This is a genomic window from Halorubellus amylolyticus (genome assembly GCF_034808145.1).
Lineage (GTDB): Archaea > Halobacteriota > Halobacteria > Halobacteriales > Natrialbaceae > Halorubellus.
Genome location: NZ_JAXHGM010000001.1, coordinates 973,576 through 994,091, shown reverse-complemented (window position 1 = coordinate 994,091; position 20,516 = coordinate 973,576). Strand labels below are relative to the sequence as shown.

Sequence of the window (20,516 nt, the reverse complement as noted above, 5' to 3'; positions counted from 1 at the left end):
GTAGCGATGGAAGCCATACCGCCCCAGTGCGTCGCAGCCAGCCTAAACGCTCCGCTGGTGCCAGGGAGAGAACGGAGAACCGCGCGTCGACCCGTTCAGGTCGACATCGTATCGTACTGCCAGCCAGGGTCACGTCCCGTCTCCTGGAGGAGCGCGGACCGGCACGCCGGACAGATCTCCGGTTCCTCGCTCGCCGTTCGCGGGACGTACACCGCGCCGCCGCACTCGCCGCACGCATCGGCTACCACTGTCACGCAGTCCGCACAGACGTTGAAGTCGTCGACCGTGAGGTCACGCAGCCCTTCGAGTTGTTTGTCCAACAGGTACTCGTCGATGGTCGCCTGACAGTTCTGGCACGATTGGAACACGGTACACCACAACGCATGACACACCCTCGTATAGGCCTTCCGGCCACGGCAGAACCGCCCCACAGCACCAACGCACCCCAGAACGAGTACGGTCCCCCACGCCACAACGAGTACGGCCCCCACGTCACAACGAGTACGGACTCACGCCACAGGACTCCGAGCAGTTCCACGCCGACGAGAAGCCACCCCAAACGGCAGGGGACGCCGCCGCTTACGAGGGCGGCCTGTCGTCGGGTTCGGCCCGCTGTCACCGCAAACGCCAGATAATCGCTGCCGGGTCGATAGCTACCCTCTCGGTCGGTCCGCTCTCGAGCGGAGCGTTCCGCCGCGTCCGAGCGCCGACTGCCGACGGCGCTCGAATCCGCTCTCGGTCGGCGGATGGAGTCGAATCCCGCAGTCGGCACCCCTGCGTCTGCTGGGTTGACCGCCGTGGCGGTCGCTGGGACGCTTCCCGCAAGGGGACAGACCGCCAGAGCGACCGAGGTAATCCACCGACCCGTGATGGCCCACCCGGCTCACACGGTGAGCAGGCAGTGTTCAGATAAGGACGAAGAACGAGGCGGCACGATTTCCAAGTGTTCGGTGCCCGAAACCGACCGCCTCAACGAACGTAACGGCTCTCTACCCTGCGAATCGAGACGCCCGGGTAGCGCCCCTACTTACCACCGGGCGTTCCTTTCCCAGTGCTGCCGTTGCCGTTCCCGCCATCGCCGTTGCCGTCCCCGCCAGCGTCGTTCCCGTTCCCGCCATCGCCGCTCCCCGTCACGACCTTGAACGACCGCATCATGTCGTACTCCTCGTGCTCGAGGATGTGGCAGTGGAACGGGAATCGCCCGGTGAAGTCCCCGAACTGCATGGCGATCCGAACCGTCTCTCCGGGGTCGACGCGAACGACGTCCTTGCCGCCTCGTTCGTTCGGCAGCGGCCCGCGTGGGCCGTGGTGCTCGTCGCCGCGGTCGCGCTCGAGCACCTCGAACTCGACCATGTGGAGGTGGATCGGGTGCGTGTGCATGGTGTTGTTCTCCAGCTCCCAGATCTCCGTCGAGCCGCGCTGTGGTTTGACGTCGATGCCGTCGCCCCACTCCTTCCCGTTCAGGTTGTGGACCATGAGGCCGTGCTCGTCCATGCTCATCCCCATGGTCACCTTCCGGGTCGTCCGGGCCGCCTCGGGATTCACGCGATTCCGGGTCGGAAGTCGCAACTCGGTCGGGTCCGCGGTGTCGTCGGGCTCGCTCACCTCGTCGGCGACCCTGAACTGCATGAGCTCGCCGATCTGCGGGTGACCGCCGTCGTCGCCGTGTCCACCGTCGTCCTCGCCCATGCCACTCATGCCGTCGTCGTGGCTCGTCCCGCCGCCGTACGGGAACGCGGCGTCGTTCGTCACCGTGAACGTCTCGCCAGCGTGCTCGGAGAAGTCCACGATCACGTCCGCGCGCTCGAACGGCGCGACGACGAGCGACTCCATGTCGCCACCGTGACCGATGGACACGACCTCGTCCAGGAACCCGTGCCCGGGCGAAATCTGGTGCAGGGTCGGGACGTCGTGGGCGTCGTCGTGACTACCGCCCTCGGTCTCGAGCCCGATGTCGTACGTCCGGCCGTTGGAGACGTTGAGGAACCGGAACCGGTACCGTCGCGGTTCGACCTCGACGTACGGCCACGCGGCGCCGTTGACCGTCGGCACGTCGCCCGCGAAGTTCGGCACGAACTCCTCGGGGTAGTGCAGCGACCCGTCGTCCTCGAACGCGCGGTCGGCCAACACCAGCGGCACGTCGTACTCGCCGTCCGGGAGCGCGAGTTGCTCCTCCTGCGGACTCCGGATGTAGTACGCGCCGACCAGGCCGGCGTAGTTGTTCAGGCGACTGACGCCGCGCGTGTGGTCGTGATACGACGACGTCAGCCGAGACTGGCGGTTCGGGAGCTCTTGGACGTCGTCGACGAACCGGGGGCCGGTCACGCCGTCCGGGGACGTCCACATCTCCGCCTGGCCGTCGTTCGCCGGGTCGACGTTCAACCCGTGGACGTGCGTCACCGTCCGCACCTCCGGCACCGGGCCGTCGTACCCGACGTAGTTCTCGGTCGTCGTCCCGGGGATGCGCTCGTCGACCTCGAACAGGTGCTCGTCCGGGAGGTCGCCGTTGTCGAACCGCAGTGCGAGACGCTGCCCGCGTCGCCCCGCGATGATCGGCCCGGGGAACTGCCCGTCGAACCCCCAGATGGTCGTCTCCCCGAGGTCCGGGTGGAACGAGTGCGTGGCCTCCTCCACGGCGACCTCGTGATAGTCGGCGCCCCGGTAAGTCCCGTCCGGCGACCGCTCACCGGGACGCGGGAGCGCCTGCACGTACTTCTCGAGGTCCGGCGACGAATGCCCCACGCCGGACTCGTCGTCGCCTTCGTCCGCGACGACGCCCTGCGAGGCGAACCCGGCCACACCAAGGCCCGCGCTCAGTTTCAGTAACAGGCGTCTCGACGGGTTACGCATCGTCGAACCACCCGTTCGATTGCAGCTCGGTCCGGCACCCGTCCACAGCGGGGCCGGCCACCACCGTATGGTCCCAAATACCCATACTGGACCACATCAGCAAAGACAACAAAAAACCTATTGCCGATTGAAAGTGCCAATCGTTTGAGCGTTACCTCTCCGACCGGTCGATTACCCACCCTCAAGACGAGCTCGTCCCGGGTGGATATCGAACCACCGCCGGACATGGTCGCGCGACTGGCAGGGTTCGAATCACGCGATGGGCGACCCGCTGGTCACCTTCGTTCCTCGCGAGTAGTCCCGGGCGGATTCGAACCGCCGTCAATGGCTCCAAAGGCCATTATGATTGGCCACTACACCACGGGACTGCAGTCGGACGTTCCGCGTCGACGGTTAAGAGGGTTACCTTCCGTCGTTACTGCTGGAGGTGGTCGCCGATGGTGTTCCGGAGGATCTCGCTCGTCCCCTCGTAGATCTCGTTGAGTTTCGCGTCCCGGTAGAAGCGCTCGGCGGGGAAGTCCTTCGTGTACCCGTAGCCGCCGTGGATCTGGATGCCTTCGTTCGCGACCTCGCGACTGATCTCGCTCCCGTAGAGCTTCGCCTGTGCGGCGTCCTTGATGTAGTCCTCGCCGCGGATCTTCTTGTCGGCGGCCTTGTGCATGAGCATCTCCGCGGCCTGGACCTTCGTGTCCATGTCCGCGAGCTTGTGCTTGATGCTCTGGAACTCGCCGATGGGTTGCTCGAACTGCTCGCGCTGCTGCGCGTAGTCGAGCGCCTGGTCGAGTGCGGCGCGAGCGATACCGACCGAGCGTGCGGCGATGGTGATGCGGCCGCCGTTCAGGGTCTTCAGTGCCTGCACGAACCCGCGGCCTTCGTCGCCGAGCAGTCGGTCCTCGGGGACGTAGCAGTCGTCGAATCGGAGTTCGGCGGTCGGACAGCCCTTGTCGCCGAGTTTGTCCTCGGTGCCTTCGACGATGAACCCGTCGTCCTCTTCGGGGCGGACGACGAAGCTCGAGATGCCCTTGTTACCGGCGTCGGGGTCGGTCTTCGCGAACACCGTGATGGTGTCTGCGACCGAGCCGTTCGAGATCCAGAGTTTCCCGCCGTCGATGACGTAGCCGTCACCGTCCTTCTCGGCGGTGGTGTCCATCGCGGGAACGTCGCTGCCTGCCTGCGGTTCGCTGAGTGCGAACGCGCCGACGTCCTCGCCTTCCGCGAGCGGCGTCAGGTACTCCTCCTTCTGGGCCTCGTCGCCGAACTCGTAGATCATGTTCCCGGCGAGGCTGATGTGCGCGGCGACGACCGTGCCCAGGCCGCCGCTCCCTCGCGAGATCTCCTCGATACCGATGGCGTAGCTGTGGTAGTCGAGGCCGGCGCCGCCGTACTCCTCGGGGAACGGCATCCCCATCAGGCCGAGGTCGGCCATCTCGTCGACGAGGTCGCGCGGGAACTCGTCGTGCTCGTCGATCTCGGCGGCCTGGGGCACGACCTCCTCGTCGACGAACTCCGAGACCATGTCCCGGATCTGTTTCTGTTCGGCAGAGAGACTGAAGTCCATACGCGAACGGTAGGAGGGGCGTTCCTTTACTTTTCCCTTCGCGGAGCGCGGAACCCGAGACAACCGGGACTGCTGGCGGAGGGTGACCGCGTGGGCGACACGACGACCGGTGAGTGCCGTGGTGACGTGCCACGTGTGGGATAACTTCTATTGTCGCCGACAGCGTAGGGGTCCGTATGTACGTCCGGGACGCGAAGAACAGGGACGAGGTCTGGTTGCTCGACCGCATCGACGAGATGGGGCTTGACGGCACGGCGTTCCGGTCGCGCGACTACGTCATCGCGGTCGACGAGGCGTCGAGCGCGAGGGCGGGGTTCGGTCGCATCCGCGTGCACAAGGCCGCGGAGCGCGAGCGCACGCAGAGCGGCCGCACCGACCGGGTGCCCGAGGACGTCTGCGAGATGACGAGCATCGGTGTCCTAGATGGCTGGCGCGAGCAGGGCGTGGGGGCGCACGTCGTGGAGCGCCTCGTGGAGTACGCGAGCGACGAGGGGTTCGACGTCGTCTATGCGCTGACCGACGAGGCGACCTACCTCGCACAGTTCGGGTTCGAGACGACGTCGGCCGAGGAGCTCCCGGACGCGCTCGCGGAACGCCTGGAGGAGAAACGCGAGGGCGTGGCGCCGGACGCGACGCCGATGCGGCTCGCGGTCGAGTCGTTCTCGGTGCCGCCGCGGTTCCGCGAACGCTTCAAGACGGCGGCGGAGAGCGAGGAGCCGCCGGACGCGGAGGACTCCGCGGAGGACTTCGGTATCGACGAGGACTCGGCGACGTACAAGTACGACACGGGCCGGTAGCGACGTCGGCGTGCCGTCTGCGGTCACGAGGCGGTCGTCGCGGACCCGACGCGACGGGTCGCTCGGAGGTCGCCGAGGCTCGCCTGCCCGGCGTCAGGGAACGCCGGGTCGAGGACGAACGCGGGAACGACGTCGCTGCCGGCGGCCGCGACCGCCGGATTGTCGGGGACACGTCGGCGCGATGCCGGACGAGCGTCGGCATCCGTTCAGAACTGGGTGTCTCGGTGTGGTTCGTCGTCCTCGTCGCCGTACCGGTCCTCGCCGACGTCGCGGATGAACCCGTGCCGGAACCCGATGTAGCCGAGGATGGATATCGCGAGGATGGGTGGGAGTATCATGAACCCCCAGAGCGGGTCCAGTCCCCAGCCGAGCAGGAGGACGACGTCGAAGAGCCCGATGGCGACGAACGGCGAGATGTAGAGCGCGGCTCGCGCGCGACTGCTGCCGGCGTCGTCGTCGTTCGTCGGGAGCGCGTCCATACGGGACCCTCAGGGAGGGAGTTTCAAAAGCACGCTGGTCGGCGCGTCGAACGCGACGACGATTACGGGGGTGGCACCGTGAACGTTCGGGAACTGGCCGGCGTCGCGTAATCGCGGTGATTTATGGCGTGGGTGACCGACGGTTCTGGTATGTTCGACCAGGACGACCTCGAAGCGATCCGGGAGGGACGCGAGGACTGGGAGGCCGAGGAGGTCGAGCCGGTCCTGGAGCGTTTCGGCGAGCGCAAGGACGAGTTCACGACCGACACCGGGGGGCACGAGGTACAGCGGCTCTACACGCCGGACGACGTCGCTGACCTCGACCACGACGACGACCTCGGGTTCCCCGGCGAGGACCCGTACACGCGCGGCGTGTACTCGACGGGGTACCGCGGTCGGTTGTGGACGATGCGCCAGTACGCGGGGATGGGGACGCCCGCGGAGACGAACGAGCGCTTCAACTACCTGATGGACGAGGGGCAGACGGGGTTGTCGATGGCGTTCGACCTGCCGACGCAGATGGGGCGGGACAGCGACCACGCGATGTCCGCGGGCGAGGTCGGGAAGTCCGGCGTCGCAATCGACACGCTCGCGGACATGGAGACGGTGTTCGAGGGCATCCCGCTCGACGAGGTGTCGACATCGATGACGATAAACGCGCCCGCGAGCGTGCTGCTGGCGATGTACATCGCGGTCGGCGACCAGCAGGGCGTCGACCGCGAGGAGCTGCGGGGCACCATCCAGAACGACGTCCTGAAGGAGTACATCGCGCGGAACACGTACATCTATCCGCCGGCGCCGTCGATGCGCATCATCACGGACATCTTCGAGTTCTGCGCGGACGAGACGCCGAAGTTCAACACGATATCCATCTCGGGCTATCACATCCGGGAGGCGGGGTCGACGGCGGCGCAGGAGCTCGCGTTCACGCTCGGCGACGGCATCGAGTACGTGGAGGCGGCGCTGGACGCCGGGTTGGACGTGGACGAGTTCGCGCCCCAGTTGTCGTTCTTCTTCAACGGTCACAACAACATCTTCGAGGAGGTCGCGAAGTTCCGGGCGGCCCGCCGGATGTGGGCGAAAATCATGGAGGAGCGGTTCGACGCGGAGAGCGAGAAGTCGAAGCAGTTGAAGTTCCACACGCAGACCGCGGGGTCGATGCTGACCGCACAGCAGGTGGAGAACAACGTCGTTCGCGTCGCGTACCAGGCGCTCGCGGCGGTGCTCGGTGGAACCCAGTCGCTGCACACGAACGGGAAGGACGAGGCGCTGTCGCTCCCGACGGAGAAGTCGGTGCGGACCGCGCTCCGCACGCAGCAGATTCTCGCGCACGAGTCGGGGGCGGCGGACACCATCGACCCGCTCGCGGGCAGCTACTACGTGGAGAGTCTCACGGACGAGGTCGAGGAGGACGCGTTCGCGATACTGGACGAGGTCGACGAGCGCGGCGGGATGCGCGAGGCCATCGAGTCCCAGTGGGTGCAGCGCCAGATCCAGGACGTCGCGTTCGACCGCCAGCAGGAGATCGAGGACGGCGAGCGCGTCATCGTCGGCGTGAACGAGTTCCAGGTGGACGAGGAACCCGAGATGGACATCGAGGAGGTCGCTGCGGAGGAGGAGGAGAAGCAGGTTCGGAACCTCGAAGCCGTGAAGGCCGACCGCGACGACGAGGCGGTCGACGCGGCGCTCGCGGCGCTTTCCGATGCGGCCGCTGGCGACGAGAACGTGATGCCGTACATCGTCGACGCCGTGAAGGCGTACGCGACCGTCGGCGAGATCTGCGACGTGATGCGTGACGTCTTCGGGGAATATCAGCCCGGGAGCGCGCTCTGACTGACTTTTCTAGCATACGGCGACCGCCGGGTCGCCGTTTCAACCACCGGTTGTAGGAGGGGACTGCGACTTCATCGTCGCCGTTCCGGTGTTCGGTCGTCGTTGTCTCAGCGACCTGCGTTCCGCGTGGCGGTCGCGACGCGCACTGCGTCGCCGTCGGCGTCGCGGTGATGGACGGCGACGCGGTCTGGGAGGTCGTGGTCGAAGTCGACGGTCGCGCGGTAATAGAGCGCGCCGACGCAGTCCTGGCACGCCTGGTCCTCGGGGTGGGTGGCGTCGAGGACGACGTGAGCGGTGTTCGTCTCGTCGTCGTACGACGATTCCCCAACTGCGAGGTCGTGGCACGGGTTCGAGGCGACGAAGGTGCCGTCGACGGTGACGCGCTCGCCGTCGTACCGGACTGTCGCATCGCCGCCGGCGTCGTTCGCGCACCCGCGGTCGTCGACGTCGACGCTCGTGGCGGCGACCGCGGGGCGCGTGCAGTAGACGAGCGTGCTCTCGGTGCCGTAGTCCACGACGTCGGTGTCGCCGAGCGCGTAGCTCGTGCCCGAGTGGTTGCAGTCGAAGTGCTCGCGGCCGACGATGACGGTGCCGAACGCGTCGGCGTCGACGGAGATACCGAGCGCGTACCGCGTCGGTACCCGGAGGGAGACCTCGAACGTGTAGCCGGCGGGAACGGCGACGGGCCCGAGCGTCTCGGTGACGTCGGTCGCGCCTGAGGCGACCTCGACGCTGACCTCGCGCTCGCGGTCGACGCGATTCCAGAACGTGAGGCCGTGCGGCCGGTTCGCGTTCGGGAACGCGACCGCGTCGCGGTCGCCGACCGCGAACGATTCGACGGGGCCGCCCGCGGGGTCCCACTCCGGGTCGAGCGCGTTCGTGTCCCGCGCGTCGTCCGACCCCGTCGTCGTGGACTCGCTGGGACGCTCAGACGGCGGGCGCTTTGTCGGTCCCCTCCCCGGCTTCGTTCCGGGGTCTGAGCCGAAGCTCTGGAGGCAGCCCGCGGTTCCAATCGCGGCGGTCGTTCCGGCGAGCGATGCGAGGAGCGTGCGTCGCTTCATGGGCGTCGGTCCTCAGATGTCATCGTTCCAGGTGGTGGTGGCGACGCGGCGGTCCTCGTCCCAACTCCGGTGGTAGACCTCGACGCGGTCGGGGAAGTCGTGGTCGTACCGTATCGTGGCCGTGTAGTCGATGGCGCCGACGCACTGCACGCAGCCCTCGTCGTTCGTCGTGGCTTCGACGACGACCCGGGCGGTCCGCGTCTTCCCGTCGTAGCTGACGTCCGCGATGGCGAGGTCGTGGCACGGGTCGGGTGCGGGAACGGTCCCCTCGACGGTGACGGCGCGGTCGCCGTAGCCCGCGACCGCGGTCTCGCCGTCGCGACTCCCGCAGTCGCCGTCGCCGGCGGTCAGCGACGCCTCGGCGACCGTCGGCGCCGGACAGCCCGCGGCCGTGCTCACGACGCCGTAGTCCTCGAGGTCGGACTCGCGGAGCGCGTACCGGCCCGCGGACGCGTTGCAGTCGAACTGGCCGCGATCGACGCGGACCTCGCCGAGCGCCGCGTCGTCGGCGCGGACGGTGACGACGTACCGCGTCGGCACCTGGAGGTCGACCTGGAGGAGGCCGTCCGCGGGCACGGTCACGGCGTCCGAACGCTCCAGCTCGTCGGTGCGGCCGTCCACCCACTCGACGCGGACGTCGCGCTCGCGGTCCACTGCGTTCCAGAGCGCCAGCGAGTGCGGGCGGTTGGCGTCCGGGAACGAGAGCTCCGAGCGGTCGTTCACCGACAGCGTCGCCACCGGGTCGCCCGCGGGGTCGAACTCGCCGTCCGGTGGCTGTTCCGTGCCGTCGTCGGTGCGCTCGCGGTCCGTGGTCGAGTTCTCGGTGGTCGAGCTCTCGCGCGTCGTCGTGTCGCTCCGCGTCGCGGACGGTTCGGTCGTCGTGTCGCCGGGTGCGTCGGTCGTCGTGGTCGGACTGCCGGTGCCCTGGAGGCAGCCGGCCGTGCCGAGGGTACCGCCCGCCGCACCGAGCGAGGCGAGGAGCGCGCGTCGCTTCATACGTGAGCGTCGACGGCCACGGGTGACTTTCTTCGGGTAGCTGAAACGCCAGTTTCAGCGGGTTTCGGGCGACCGGGGAGCTGACGCGGGGGCTACAGGACGGCGAGGAGCTCGTCGACGTCCTCGCGGGTGTTGTAGACGTGGACGCTCGCGCGGACGACGCCGGCGGTCGGGATGGAGCGGATCTGGACGTCGGCGTCGGCGGCGCGTTCGACGGTCGCCTCGGGGTCGGGGTCCGAGAAGGAGACGAGTCCCGAGTGGTGCTCGCGCGGCGAGACGAGGCGGTCGTCGTCGATGTGCTCCTTGAGGTAGTCCGTGAGGTCGGCGTTGTGCGCTTCGACGGCGTCCATCCCGAGTTCCTCCATCGTCTCGACGGCCTCTCGGAGGCCCGCGTAGGGCGCGGGGGCGACGGTCCCGAACTCGAAGCGCTTCGCGCCCGCCTCGTACTCGTAGGGGTCGCTGTAGGGGTCGGCGAGGTTCCGGTACCCGAGCTGGGCGGGTTCGAGCGTCTCGGCGAACGCCTCGTCGACGTACATGTAGCCGGCGCCCCACGGGCCGAGCAGCCACTTGTGCGCGCTCCCGGCGACGACGTCGGCGCCCCACTCCGAGACGTCGAACGCGTGCTGGCCGGTGGACTGCACGGCGTCGACGAGCACCCTCGCGCCGGCGTCGTGCGCTATCTCGGTGAGTTCCCGGACGGGCGCGAGGACGCCGGTCGTCCAGCAGATGGAGGAGAACGTCGCGAGCGTCGCGTCCCGGACGGCGTCGGCCCACTCGTCGGGGTCGATGCGGCCGCGGTCGGTCTCGACGACGCGGACCTCGACGCCGTACTCGTCGCGGAGGCGTCGCCACGGCAGGATGCCGGCGGCGTGCTCGGCGTCGGTGCGGACGACCACGTCGTCGCTGTCCCAGTCCATCGCGAGCGGGAGTCGACTGATGCCGTCGGTCGTGCTCCCGGTGAGTGCGACCTCGATCGGGTCGGCGCCGACGTGGGCCGCGACGGTCTCGCGGACGTCCTCGAACAGCTCGAACGCGGGCTCGTACATCCCGGTGGTCGCGGGCGTCTCGTACTCGTGGTGCTCGTACCAGCCCTCGACGGCGTCGACGACGCGTCGCGGGCTCGGGCCGCTCGCGCCGGTGTTCAGGTACGTCGTCTCCCGGAGTGCGGGCGTGTCCGCGCGGATGTCGGCGGGGTCCATGCCCGCAGCGTTGTACGCATCGTACAAATCCCTGTGGGTCGGTTCTCCATCCGCGGGTTCGGCCGACGACACGGCCCTTCTGGGGCGGGCGCGACCGCCGGGACTTAACCCGCCACCGACCGCACCGTCGCGTATGCACTTCGATCACGCCGGCATCGCCACGACCGACGCGGACGACCTCGCCAGCCTCTACGTCGACCTCCTCGACGCCGAGCGCGTCCACCGCGAGGAGTTCGACGGGATGCTCGTCGTCTTCCTCGAGACCGGCGACGGCTACCTCGAACTCCTCGAACCGCTCGCGGAGGACGGCGCCATCGCTCGATACCTCGAGGACCGCGAGGGCGGTATCCATCACGTCGCGTACGCCACCGACGACATCGAGGGCGCGCTCGCGAACGCTCGCGACCTCGGCGTCGACCTCATCGACGAGGACCCCCGCCCGGGCGCGTGGGGGCACGACGTCGCGTTCTGTCACCCAAAATCGACGGGCGGCGTGCTCGTCGAGTTCGTCGAGCACTGACCGACCAGAGTCGAAGCCTCGAACGACGGCCGTCGGCGACCTACCGCTGGCCGTTCCGCTTCGGGTCCGCCGGGCGCGTGTCGAGCGCGTAGTCGTCCGGGTCGACGGGCACGAGCCCGGTGTCCCGACGGACGTCGGCGTCATCGGGGTCGACGAGCACGAAGTCGGTCGGCTCCGCGTCCTCGGTCTCGACGAGCACGAAGTCCGTCTCGACGTCCTCGATGACCGCCGGATAGTTCGCGGTCGGGTCCCCGACGGGGACGAGGTCGGTGTCGCGGACGATGACGAACCCCGTCTCCGCGTCCGCCTCGGTCCCGTCGTCGGCGTCGTCCGGTTCGACGAGCACGAAGTCGACGTCCCGCTCGTCGTCTGCTGCATCTGGCATACGGTAGATTACAGCGGCACGGAACTTGAATCGTTCCCCGGCGACGCTCACCGCGATCGCCGGGGTCAGTGGTCGTCGAGTTCGTCGAGTGCGAGCGCGAGGAGGTCGTCGACGTCGGCGGGTCGGTCGGTCCGCCACGCGACCCGGGCGAGTTCCTCGTGCTGGACGTCGAGCGCGCGCGGGTCGGCGACGGTCGCGAGGAATCGCACCCAGACGCCCGTGACGGCCCGGTCGCCGTCGTCGAACGTCAACCGGTAGGCCGCCAGCACGTCGACGGGGTCGACGGCGAGGCCGACCTCCTCGTGGACCTCGCGGACCGCCGTGGTCTCCGGCCGCTCCCCGGGTTCGCGCCCGCCGCCGGGGACGTCCCAAGCCGCGACCGCCCAGTCGGCGTCGTCCTCGCGGACGTCCGCGTACAGGACCGCGCCGTCGCGCTCGCGGCGGACGACGACGGCCGCACCACCGAGTGCGTCCCGTCCCTTCGCCTCGACGAGCGCGCTCGCGTCCCCCTTCTCGTACGTCCTGTCGTACGCCGGGAACGGGCCGTACGCCTCCCGGAGCACGTCCACGTCGTACGCGGTCTCCCGCGGCGGCGTCGGAACCCCGTCAGTCATCGTCGCGCTCGCCGGTCGACCCGCCACCGGTCGCGTCGAGACCCGCGAGCGTCTCCCGCACCCACTCGCGGCAGTGGTCGTGGAGCGCCTCCGGATCGGGGGCGGTCTCGAACCACCTGGCTTCGAGTATCTCGTCGTCGCCGACGTCGAGACCGGGTTCGGCGGCGTCGACCTCGCCCTCGAAGTGCACGGTGAGCATCGTGAACGTCCGTTCGACGTCGTCCTCGTGGCGGACCTCGGTCCGCACCGCCTCGTGGACGTCCGTGAGCGCCGGGTCGACGCCGGTCTCCTCGCGGACCTCGCGCCGCGCGGTCTCCGCGAAGTCCTCGCCGGTCTCGTGCCCGCCGCCGGGCGTCCCCCACCGCTCGGGGGCGTCGGCGTGCCGGACGAGGAGCACGCGCCCGTCGACGTCGCGGACGAGGACGCCGGCGTCGCCGCGCCACCCCGAGAGCGCGCGGTCGACGCCCGCGTCGAAGTGGCCGGGGGCGTTCTCGCGTTCGGCTTCGCGGAGCGGGAACTCGCCGAAGCGCTCGCGGAGTGCGGCGAGTCGCGTCGCGACGTCCGCCGCGGAGACGACGCCGCCGAGGAGTTCGTCGCCGCCGACGCCCGTCACGCCGACCACCGCCACGCGAACGGACGGACGTACGGATGCCGGTTCGCCGGCAGGTCGTCGAACCACGCCGCACCGGCGACCTCGGTCTCCTGAACGTCGATGCTGCCGTGGTCGTACGCGGCCTCGAACACGACGTACGCCAGGTGTATCTCGTCGCCGGAGTCGGGGTCGACGACGGTGACGCGGCGGACGAGGAGGACGTCCGTGACCGAACAGTCGACGCCGACCTCCTCGCGGACCTCCCGCTCCGCCGCCGCCTCGAACGTCTCCCCGGCCTCGCGTCCACCCCCAGCCGGCCCCCACGATTCCCCGTAGCGGCCGAGCGCGAGCAGCGCCCGCGGTCCCTCGGTGTTCGCGTCCTCCGGCATCGTCTCCGAGAACCCCGGATGGTCGGCCTCCTCGCGGACGACGACGCAGTAGCCGCCGCCGAGGTAGCCGTCCTCCGCGTACCCACGCAGCGTCTCGAAGTCCTCCTCGGGCGGTTCGCGCGCCGTCGTCACCGCGACGCCCTCGCGGCCGTACTCGTCGAGCAACCTCGCCACGCGCTCGCGGACCGCCTCGCGGTTCACGTACTCGGGGGCCATGGACTCCGAATCGACACGAGCGCGGGACTAAGCCGCTTCGATATCCCCTCCGCGCGTCCACGACCCGGCTTGACCCGCTCGCACTTCCCGCCCCGTTCACCCCGCTCGACCTGCTCGACCCGCTCGACCCGGCCGGCGTCGAAGTTACCCGAAGCTCTCGACGTGGATGGCGTCGTCGTCGAGGCCCGCGTCGCGCAGGGCGTCCCTGACGGTCCTGCAGAACTCGCTGAACCCGAAGACGAACGCATTCCCGAGGTCAGTGCGTGCGGCAGCGGCGTCCGAGAGCGCGCGCTCGCGGTCGGCGGCGGTCTCGTCGAGCAACTCGACAGCCACGCCGGCGTCCGCGAGCGCGTCGAGACGCTCCCGGTGCGCGAACCCGTCGTCCTCGTAGACGAGCGCGGCCTCGTGGCCGTGGTCGACCGCCCGCTCCGCGATCGCGAGCGCCGGCCCGATACCCGGTCCGCCAGCGACCGCGAGCACGTCCCCCTCGTCGTCGTAGCACGTCTCACCGAGCGGCCCCTTCAACGCGAGCGCATCGCCCGCAGCCAGGTCCGCGAGCCACGGCGTCACGTCGCCCTCGGGGTCTATCTCGACCGTCATCTCGAACGTCCCCTCGGTGTCCGGCGACGATATCGTGTAATAGCGGTCCACGAGCTCGCCGTCCACCGGCGCCTGTACGACGACGAACTGTCCCGGGAGCGCCGAGAATCCCGCTGGCGTCTCCACATCTATCGCGATCGTCTCCTCGCCGACGTCGCGGACGCCCGCGACGACGACCTCGTACTCGTCCATACCCGAACGTTCCATGGTCGGACCAAAGGCCTTCTCACTCGCACCCAAACTCCCCGAATCGGCGCAATCACCCCGACGCAGGTCCACCGACCATCACCGTCCGGCCCCGGATTATCCAGCGGGTTGCCCGGTGTTTCAGAAGCCTTTTGCCAACTCCCACGGTAGCCCTACCACAACATGGCTGAGGACTTCAACTGGGCTATCGGAGGCGAAGCCGGCGACGGCATCAACTCCACAGGCAAGATATTCGCCCAGGCGCTCTCGAGAGCAGGGCGCCACGTATTCACCTCGAAGGACTTCGCGTCGCGCATCCGCGGTGGGTACACGGCGTACAAGGTTCGAACGAGCGTCGACGACGTCCAGAGCGTCGTCGACCGACTCGACCTCCTCGTCGCGCTCACGCAGCGAACGATCGACGAGAACCTCGACGAACTGCACGACGACTCCGCGATCATCTACGACGGTGAACGCTCCTGGGAGGCCGAGATTCCCGACGAGATGTTCGCCATCGACGTTCCCCTGAAGAGCCTCGCCGAGGACGCCGGCGGCGCCATCATGCGGAACATCGTCGCGCTCGGCGCGGCGTGCGAGCTCGCGGACTTCCCGATCGAGAACCTCGACGAGGCGCTCGAGAAGCGCTTCGGTGGGAAGGGCGAGAAGATCGTCGAGAACAACAAGGAAGCGGCGCGCCTCGGGAAGGAGTACGTCGAGGAGAACTACGGGAACGTCTCCACCGACGACTTCGACTACGAGCTCGAGACCACGGACGCGGACTACGTCCTCCTGAACGGCGACGAAGCCATCGGGATGGGCGCCATCGCGGCCGGCTGCCGGTTCTACGCCGGATACCCGATCACGCCCGCGACGGACGTGATGGAGTACCTCAAGGGCCGCATCGAGCACTTCGGCGGGCAGGTCGTGCAGGCCGAGGACGAGCTCTCCGCGATCAACATGGCACTTGGTGCGGCGCGCGCCGGCGCGCGGTCGATGACCGCGACGTCCGGTCCCGGTATCGACCTGATGACGGAGACGTTCGGGCTGGTCGCCACCTCGGAGACGCCGCTGGTCATCGCGGACGTCATGCGGAGCGGCCCGTCGACGGGGATGCCGACGAAGCAGGAACAGGGCGACCTCAACATGGCGCTGTACGGCGGGCACGGCGAGATTCCGCGGTTCGTCGTCGCGCCGACGACGATCGACGAGTGCTTCTGGAAGACCGTCGAGGCGTTCAACCTCGCGGAGAAGTACCAGGTGCCCGTCTACCTGCTCGCGGACCTCGCGCTCGCGGTCACCGAGCAGACGTTCTCCCCGGAGGCGTTCGACATGGACGCGGTCGAGGTCGACCGCGGGAAGGTCGTCGACGAGGCCGAGATCGAGCAGTGGCTCGACGCCGAAGGCCGCTTCCAGCCCCACGCCGCCACCGAGGACGGCATCAGTCCGCGCGCGTTCCCCGGCACCGAGCAGGGCGCGCACATGAGCACGGGCCTGGAGCACAACGCGCTCGGCCGCCGCACCGAGGACACGGACGTCCGCCTGGAGCAGGTCGAGAAACGCCAGCGGAAGGTCGAGACCGCGAAGGAACGCGAGGACTGGGACGTCCGCGAGTACGGCGACCCGGACGCGGACAACCTCGTCATCTCGTGGGGTTCGAACGAAGGTGCGCTCGTCGAAGCCCTCGACCTCATGGGCGACGACGTGGACGTGCGCGTGCTCTCGGTGCCGTACATCTTCCCGCGCCCGGACCTCACCGAGGACGTGCAGGCCGCGGAGGAGACCATCGTCGTGGAGTGTAACGCCACCGGACAGTTCGCGGACCTCATCGAGCACGACGTCCTCGAACGCGTCCAGCGCGTGAACAAGTACGACGGCGTGCGGTACAAGGCGGACGAGCTGGCTGCGGATATCACGGAGCGACTGGAGGCACAAGCATGAGTAGCGACGTCAGATTCACGGACTTCAAGTCCGACAAGCAACCGACGTGGTGTCCCGGCTGCGGTGACTTCGGGACGATGAACGGCATGATGAAAGCGCTCGCGGAGACCGGGAACTCGCCTGACGACACGTTCCTCGTCGCCGGCATCGGGTGCTCGGGGAAGATCGGGACGTACATGCACGCCTACGCGCTGCACGGCGTGCACGGACGTGCGCTCCCGGTCGGCACCGGCGCGAAGCTCGCGAACCCGAACCTCGAAGTGATGGTCGCCGGCGGCGACGGCGACGGCTACTCGATCGGCGCGGGCCACTTCGTGCACGCCGTCCGCCGGAACGTCGACATGACGTACGTCGTCATGGACAACCGCATCTACGGCCTCACGAAGGGGCAGGCGTCGCCCACCAGCCGCGAGGACTTCGAGACGAGCACGACCCCGGAAGGCCCCCAGCAGCCCCCGGTCAACCCGCTCGCGCTCGCGTTCGCCTCCGGCGCATCCTTCATCGCGCAGTCGTTCAGTAGCGACGCACTCCGCCACCAGGAGATCGTCCAGAAGGCCATCGAGCACGACGGGTTCGGGTTCGTGAACGTCTTCAGCCCCTGCGTGACGTTCAACGACGTCGACACCTACGACTACTTCCGCGACTCGCTCGTCGACCTCCAGGAGGAGGGCCACGACCCCACCGACCGCGAAGCCGCCAAGGAGAAGATCCTCGAAGCGGACAAGGAGTACATGGGCGTCATCTGGCAGGACGAAGACGCAACGTCCTACGAGGACACCCACGGCGTCGACACCGACATGAGCGAGATCCCCGACGGCGCACCCGAAGACGGCATGGACCTCGTCCGCGAGTTCTACTAACAACCTTTTTTCTGCGTCGGGTGCGCCTGCGGCGCACCTCTCCTCGAAAAAACGTTGATGAAAAAAGGCCGCGAGCGCCGTCGGCGCTCGCGGTGAGTGCGCTGGACTCGACCGCACCGCGGCCGCACCGCAACCGCACCGCGGCCGTACCGCGACCGCTCCGCAACCGCACAGCGACCGCGGCCGCGACGGGGCCGGCGTTCGGTCCGACCGGACTCGGGGGTTGTTCGTTAGTCTTTAACCACCGCGAACCGAATCCGAGCGTAATGAGTGCGCAGAGTGCGGAGAGCGCGGACCTGACGACGGTCATCGGGCTGGAGGTCCACGTCCAGTTGGAGACGGACACGAAGATATTCTGTGGGTGTCCGACGGAGCCGACCGAGGAACCGAACACGCACACGTGCCCGGTGTGTCTCGGATTGCCGGGTGCGCTCCCGGTGCTGAACGAGGCGGCGGTGGAGGCGGCGGTGAAGGTGGGGAAGGCGATCGACGCGGACATCCCCGAGGAGACGCGGTTCCACCGGAAGAACTACTTCTATCCCGACCTCCCGAAGAACTTCCAGATCACGCAGTACGACGAACCGGTGTGTGCGGACGGTGAACTCGAGATAAGCGTCGGTGGCGAGCGCCGCGCCGTCGGCATCCGGCGCGCGCACCTGGAGGAGGACCCGGGGAGCCTCCAGCACGTCGGGGGGAACATCGACAACGCCGACTACACGCTCGTGAACTACAACCGTGCGGGGACGCCGCTCATGGAGATCGTGACGAAACCGGACTTCCGCGAGCCCGAGGAGACGCGCGCATTCCTCGAGAAGCTCGAGGAGGTCCTCGAGTACCTCGGCGTGTTCGACGCGAGCCGCGACGGAAGCCTGCGCATCGACGCGAACCTCTCGCTCGTCCCCAGCGACGCCGTCGCCGAGGACGGCACCATCGACGAGGACGCGCTCGACGAGGTGAACCGCACGGAGGTGAAGAACATCTCCAGTCACAAGGGCGCCGAGACCGCGCTGCAGTACGAGGAGGGGCGCCAGAAGGACCTGATGCGTCGCGGGAAGGCCGTCGAGCAGGAGACCCGGCACTTCAACGAGACCCACGGGTCGACGGTGTCGATGCGGTCGAAGGAGGAGGAGAAGGACTACCGGTACTTCGAGGAGGCGGACCTGCCGCCGCTCCAGGTCTCTCACTGGAAGGACGAGATCGCTATCCCGGAGCTGCCGGACGCGCGACGGGAACGCTTCCAGGACGAGTACGGGTTGAGCGACGAGGCGGCGTCGAAGCTGACGTCGACGAAGCAGGTCGCGGACTTCTACGAGGACGTCGCCGCGGCGTTCGACGCGGACCTGGCGGCGACGTGGGTCGCCGACGAACTCCTCGGCGAGCTCAACTATCGGGACATGGCGGTGACGGACGTCGAGGACCGCCTCGGCGAGGTGAAGCGACTCGTCGAGCTGGTGGCGGCGGACGAGATTACGGCGAAGAACGCGAAGGAGGTCGTGCTCCGCGGGATGCTCGACGACGGCGACGACCCGGACGCGATCGTGGAGCGCGAGGACCTCGGAAAGACGGACGACGACGCGGTCGCGACGGCGGTCGCGGAAGCCATCGAGGAGAACCCCGACGCGGTCGCGGACTACGAGGACGGCGACGACGGGGCGATCAACTTCCTGGTCGGCCAGGTGATGGGGAAGACCGGGGGGAGCGCGGACCCGGGGACGGTGAACCAGAAGCTGCGGGTGGCCCTGGACGAGTAGGACGACGCGCCGGCGAGGGGGGCAGTCTCCGAAGCCGGTATCGGGTCGCTGCCAACAACGCTTTCTCGTTCGCTCTCGTGAGATGACGTAATGACCGGGGGGTTCGCGTTCGAGGTGGCAGACGAGTCGGTCGACGCGCCTCTCGCAGTCCTGGTCGTCGGTGAGGACGACGGGTTGGCGGGACGGCTGGAGTCGCGGCTGTCGTCGACGACGAGGACGACGGTTCGAGTGGTGGAGGGCCGAGCGGCGGCGTTGGACGCGCTCGGCGACGTCGATTGCGTGGTCCGGTCCGGGACGGTGAACGGCGCGGACGCCGACGAGTTCCTGGAGGCCGTGCGGGCCCGCGACGAGTTACTGCCGTGTCTCGCGTACGGCCCGGTCGAGGAGACGTGCACGGTCCTGGATGCGCTCGCCACCGGGTACACGGACGTGGTTCCGGCAGGTGACGCGGACGCGGTTGACGTGCTCGGTGACCGCGTCCTGCGGGCGGTCGAGGCGGCGTGGACGCGGACGCGAGCGAACGAGCAGGCGGCGGCGCTGCGCGCGGAACGCGACCGGTTCGCGGCGCTGTTCGAGAACATCCCCGAGCCGACGGTGTTCTACGAGCTCGAGGACGACGAGCCGGTCGCGTTGGACGTCAACCCGGCGTTCGAGGACGTGTTCGGGTACGACGCGCGGACGGTCCGCGGGGACCTCGTGGACGAGTACATCGTCCCGGACGACCTCCGGGACGAGGCGACGACGTTGAACGACCGGATCGCGGACGGCGAGCACCTCGACACGGAGGTTCGTCGGTCGACGGCCGAGGGCGACCGCGAGTTCCTGCTGCGGGACGTGCCGCTGGTCGAGGACGACCGGATGCGGGGGTACGCGATCTACACGGACATCACGCTCCAGCGCGAGCGCGAGGCGCGCTTGCGGGAGGCGACCGACCGCCTGGAGGCGCAGAACGAGCGGTTGGAGGCGTTCACGGGCGTGGTCAGTCACGACCTCCGGCATCCGCTCTCGGTCGCGATGACGTACACGGAGTTGCTGTCCGAGCGCTACGACGACGAGGATCTGGAGGCGGTCGAGAACGCGCTGGAGCGGATGGACGACCTCATCCAGGACCTGCTCGCGCTCGCCCAGCAGGGAGCGGCCGCGCAGGACCGGACACTCCTCGACCTCGAGGTGATGGCGCGCGAAGCGTGGGCGAGCGTCGACACCGGGAGTGCGACGCTGACCGTGACGACCGACGGCGCGGCGGTGCGTGCGGACGAGAGCCGACTCAGGCAGTTGTTCGTGAACCTGTTCGCGAACAGCGTCGAACACGGTTCGACTGGCTCCCGGACGGAGTCCGAGAACAGCGTCGAACACGGTGACGGCGAGGGAGTGGCGGACGCCGCCGAGCCGGTCGGGGACTCGGACGGCGGCGTCGACGATGACGGGTTGCACGTGCGCGTCGGGTGCCTCACGGCCGACGACAGGGGGTTCTTCGTCGCGGACGACGGCGCCGGGATTCCCGTGAGCGAGCGCGAGAAGGTGTTCGAGCAGGGCTACTCGGGCGACGGCGGCACCGGGTTCGGGCTCGCCATCGTGAAGGCGGTCGCGGACGCACACGACTGGTCGATAGCGGTGACCGAGAGCGACGGCGGCGGTGCCCGGTTCGCGTTCACCGGTGTCGACCTCGTCATGTAGCACTCGTCGGGACCG

19 protein-coding genes and 1 tRNA gene are annotated in these 20,516 nt (G+C 68.7%); 7 read left to right on the top strand and 13 right to left on the bottom strand.

Annotation, left to right across the window (positions count from 1 at the left end):
- Positions 1-95: 95 nt before the first annotated feature.
- The 4 genes from SM754_RS05025 to SM754_RS05010 all read right to left on the bottom strand — a co-directional run bounded on the left by SM754_RS05025 (position 96) and on the right by SM754_RS05010 (position 4,408).
- On the bottom strand, positions 96-368 hold the full coding sequence (locus SM754_RS05025; protein WP_323675105.1) for a DUF7571 family protein: 273 nt from the start codon (positions 366-368) through the stop codon (positions 96-98).
- A gap of 655 nt (positions 369-1,023) precedes the next feature.
- Positions 1,024-2,850 carry a multicopper oxidase family protein gene (locus tag SM754_RS05020; protein ID WP_501993739.1) on the bottom strand — a complete coding sequence of 609 codons (1,827 nt, stop codon included), beginning with the start codon at positions 2,848-2,850 and terminating at the stop codon, positions 1,024-1,026.
- 295 nt (positions 2,851-3,145) lie between these two features.
- A tRNA-Gln gene (locus SM754_RS05015) sits at positions 3,146-3,218 on the bottom strand.
- Positions 3,219-3,265: 47 nt separating this feature from the next.
- The gene (locus SM754_RS05010) at positions 3,266-4,408 is read right to left on the bottom strand and encodes an acyl-CoA dehydrogenase (protein WP_323675103.1); all 1,143 of its coding nucleotides are present in this window, start codon (positions 4,406-4,408) and stop codon (positions 3,266-3,268) included.
- A 176-nt stretch (positions 4,409-4,584) separates the two neighbouring features.
- Between SM754_RS05010 and SM754_RS05005 the strand changes: the two genes are divergently transcribed.
- Positions 4,585-5,205 carry a GNAT family N-acetyltransferase gene (locus SM754_RS05005; RefSeq protein WP_323675102.1) on the top strand — a complete coding sequence of 207 codons (621 nt, stop codon included), beginning with the start codon at positions 4,585-4,587 and terminating at the stop codon, positions 5,203-5,205.
- A gap of 206 nt (positions 5,206-5,411) precedes the next feature.
- Here the strand turns inward: SM754_RS05005 and SM754_RS05000 are convergent, their stop codons facing one another.
- Complete coding sequence (locus tag SM754_RS05000) at positions 5,412-5,684, bottom strand: DUF8142 family protein (RefSeq protein ID WP_323675101.1); 273 nt, start codon at positions 5,682-5,684, stop codon at positions 5,412-5,414.
- A gap of 150 nt (positions 5,685-5,834) precedes the next feature.
- Between SM754_RS05000 and SM754_RS04995 the strand changes: the two genes are divergently transcribed.
- A complete protein-coding gene (locus SM754_RS04995) occupies positions 5,835-7,517 on the top strand; it encodes an acyl-CoA mutase large subunit family protein (RefSeq protein WP_323675100.1) in 1,683 nt (560 codons plus the stop codon).
- A gap of 107 nt (positions 7,518-7,624) precedes the next feature.
- Here SM754_RS04995 and SM754_RS04990 read toward each other — a convergent pair whose 3' ends face one another.
- The 3 genes from SM754_RS04990 to SM754_RS04980 all read right to left on the bottom strand — a co-directional run bounded on the left by SM754_RS04990 (position 7,625) and on the right by SM754_RS04980 (position 10,773).
- Positions 7,625-8,578, bottom strand: a complete 954-nt coding sequence (locus SM754_RS04990; protein WP_323675099.1) for a hypothetical protein — start codon at positions 8,576-8,578, stop codon at positions 7,625-7,627.
- Between the two features lie 12 nt (positions 8,579-8,590).
- Positions 8,591-9,574, bottom strand: coding sequence for a hypothetical protein (locus SM754_RS04985; RefSeq protein ID WP_323675098.1), 984 nt, complete (start codon positions 9,572-9,574; stop codon positions 8,591-8,593).
- Between the two features lie 92 nt (positions 9,575-9,666).
- A complete protein-coding gene (locus tag SM754_RS04980) occupies positions 9,667-10,773 on the bottom strand; it encodes an aminotransferase class V-fold PLP-dependent enzyme (RefSeq protein WP_323675097.1) in 1,107 nt (368 codons plus the stop codon).
- A gap of 133 nt (positions 10,774-10,906) precedes the next feature.
- On the opposite strand from SM754_RS04980, the gene mce reads away from it, so the two are divergent.
- Positions 10,907-11,293 (top strand): methylmalonyl-CoA epimerase, encoded by a 387-nt coding sequence (gene mce / locus SM754_RS04975; protein ID WP_323675096.1) that lies wholly within the window; start codon positions 10,907-10,909, stop codon positions 11,291-11,293.
- A gap of 40 nt (positions 11,294-11,333) precedes the next feature.
- Here mce and SM754_RS04970 read toward each other — a convergent pair whose 3' ends face one another.
- From SM754_RS04970 to SM754_RS04950, 5 genes are all read right to left on the bottom strand, one after another.
- Positions 11,334-11,678 (bottom strand): hypothetical protein, encoded by a 345-nt coding sequence (locus SM754_RS04970; RefSeq protein WP_323675095.1) that lies wholly within the window; start codon positions 11,676-11,678, stop codon positions 11,334-11,336.
- A gap of 65 nt (positions 11,679-11,743) precedes the next feature.
- The gene (locus SM754_RS04965) at positions 11,744-12,292 is read right to left on the bottom strand and encodes an NUDIX hydrolase (RefSeq protein ID WP_323675094.1); all 549 of its coding nucleotides are present in this window, start codon (positions 12,290-12,292) and stop codon (positions 11,744-11,746) included.
- On the bottom strand, positions 12,285-12,914 hold the full coding sequence (locus tag SM754_RS04960) for an NUDIX hydrolase (RefSeq protein WP_323675093.1): 630 nt from the start codon (positions 12,912-12,914) through the stop codon (positions 12,285-12,287). The genes SM754_RS04965 and SM754_RS04960 overlap by 8 nt, the downstream gene beginning before the upstream one ends.
- Positions 12,902-13,489 (bottom strand): NUDIX hydrolase, encoded by a 588-nt coding sequence (locus tag SM754_RS04955; RefSeq protein ID WP_323675092.1) that lies wholly within the window; start codon positions 13,487-13,489, stop codon positions 12,902-12,904. The genes SM754_RS04960 and SM754_RS04955 overlap by 13 nt, the downstream gene beginning before the upstream one ends.
- A 144-nt stretch (positions 13,490-13,633) precedes the next feature.
- Positions 13,634-14,281: an FAD-dependent oxidoreductase gene (locus tag SM754_RS04950; RefSeq protein WP_323675091.1), complete on the bottom strand. Its 648-nt coding sequence runs from the start codon at positions 14,279-14,281 to the stop codon at positions 13,634-13,636.
- 177 nt (positions 14,282-14,458) lie between these two features.
- Here SM754_RS04950 and SM754_RS04945 point away from each other — a divergent pair, with 177 nt between their 5' ends.
- The 4 genes from SM754_RS04945 (at position 14,459) to SM754_RS04930 (ending at position 20,501) form a co-directional block, all read left to right on the top strand.
- Positions 14,459-16,213 (top strand): 2-oxoacid:acceptor oxidoreductase subunit alpha, encoded by a 1,755-nt coding sequence (locus SM754_RS04945; protein WP_323675090.1) that lies wholly within the window; start codon positions 14,459-14,461, stop codon positions 16,211-16,213.
- The gene (locus SM754_RS04940) at positions 16,210-17,073 is read left to right on the top strand and encodes a 2-oxoacid:ferredoxin oxidoreductase subunit beta (RefSeq protein WP_323675089.1); all 864 of its coding nucleotides are present in this window, start codon (positions 16,210-16,212) and stop codon (positions 17,071-17,073) included. Before SM754_RS04945 ends, SM754_RS04940 begins: the two co-directional genes overlap by 4 nt.
- 266 nt (positions 17,074-17,339) lie before the next feature.
- Positions 17,340-18,824 carry an Asp-tRNA(Asn)/Glu-tRNA(Gln) amidotransferase subunit GatB gene (gatB, locus tag SM754_RS04935; RefSeq protein ID WP_323675088.1) on the top strand — a complete coding sequence of 495 codons (1,485 nt, stop codon included), beginning with the start codon at positions 17,340-17,342 and terminating at the stop codon, positions 18,822-18,824.
- A gap of 90 nt (positions 18,825-18,914) precedes the next feature.
- Positions 18,915-20,501, top strand: coding sequence for a receiver/sensor box histidine kinase (locus SM754_RS04930; RefSeq protein WP_323675087.1), 1,587 nt, complete (start codon positions 18,915-18,917; stop codon positions 20,499-20,501).
- Positions 20,502-20,516 lie beyond the last annotated feature (15 nt).

Coding starts and splice junctions, on each gene's coding strand:
- SM754_RS05020 (WP_501993739.1), bottom strand. CDS start 2,850: ATGCGTAACCCGTCGAGACGCCTGTTACTGAAACTGAGCGCGGGCCTT.
- SM754_RS05010 (WP_323675103.1), bottom strand. CDS start 4,408: ATGGACTTCAGTCTCTCTGCCGAACAGAAACAGATCCGGGACATGGTC.
- SM754_RS05005 (WP_323675102.1), top strand. CDS start 4,585: ATGTACGTCCGGGACGCGAAGAACAGGGACGAGGTCTGGTTGCTCGAC.
- SM754_RS05000 (WP_323675101.1), bottom strand. CDS start 5,684: ATGGACGCGCTCCCGACGAACGACGACGACGCCGGCAGCAGTCGCGCG.
- SM754_RS04995 (WP_323675100.1), top strand. CDS start 5,835: ATGTTCGACCAGGACGACCTCGAAGCGATCCGGGAGGGACGCGAGGAC.
- SM754_RS04990 (WP_323675099.1), bottom strand. CDS start 8,578: ATGAAGCGACGCACGCTCCTCGCATCGCTCGCCGGAACGACCGCCGCG.
- SM754_RS04985 (WP_323675098.1), bottom strand. CDS start 9,574: ATGAAGCGACGCGCGCTCCTCGCCTCGCTCGGTGCGGCGGGCGGTACC.
- SM754_RS04980 (WP_323675097.1), bottom strand. CDS start 10,773: ATGGACCCCGCCGACATCCGCGCGGACACGCCCGCACTCCGGGAGACG.
- mce (WP_323675096.1), top strand. CDS start 10,907: ATGCACTTCGATCACGCCGGCATCGCCACGACCGACGCGGACGACCTC.
- SM754_RS04970 (WP_323675095.1), bottom strand. CDS start 11,678: ATGCCAGATGCAGCAGACGACGAGCGGGACGTCGACTTCGTGCTCGTC.
- SM754_RS04965 (WP_323675094.1), bottom strand. CDS start 12,292: ATGACTGACGGGGTTCCGACGCCGCCGCGGGAGACCGCGTACGACGTG.
- SM754_RS04955 (WP_323675092.1), bottom strand. CDS start 13,489: ATGGCCCCCGAGTACGTGAACCGCGAGGCGGTCCGCGAGCGCGTGGCG.
- SM754_RS04950 (WP_323675091.1), bottom strand. CDS start 14,281: ATGGACGAGTACGAGGTCGTCGTCGCGGGCGTCCGCGACGTCGGCGAG.
- SM754_RS04945 (WP_323675090.1), top strand. CDS start 14,459: ATGGCTGAGGACTTCAACTGGGCTATCGGAGGCGAAGCCGGCGACGGC.
- SM754_RS04940 (WP_323675089.1), top strand. CDS start 16,210: ATGAGTAGCGACGTCAGATTCACGGACTTCAAGTCCGACAAGCAACCG.
- gatB (WP_323675088.1), top strand. CDS start 17,340: ATGAGTGCGCAGAGTGCGGAGAGCGCGGACCTGACGACGGTCATCGGG.
- SM754_RS04930 (WP_323675087.1), top strand. CDS start 18,915: ATGACCGGGGGGTTCGCGTTCGAGGTGGCAGACGAGTCGGTCGACGCG.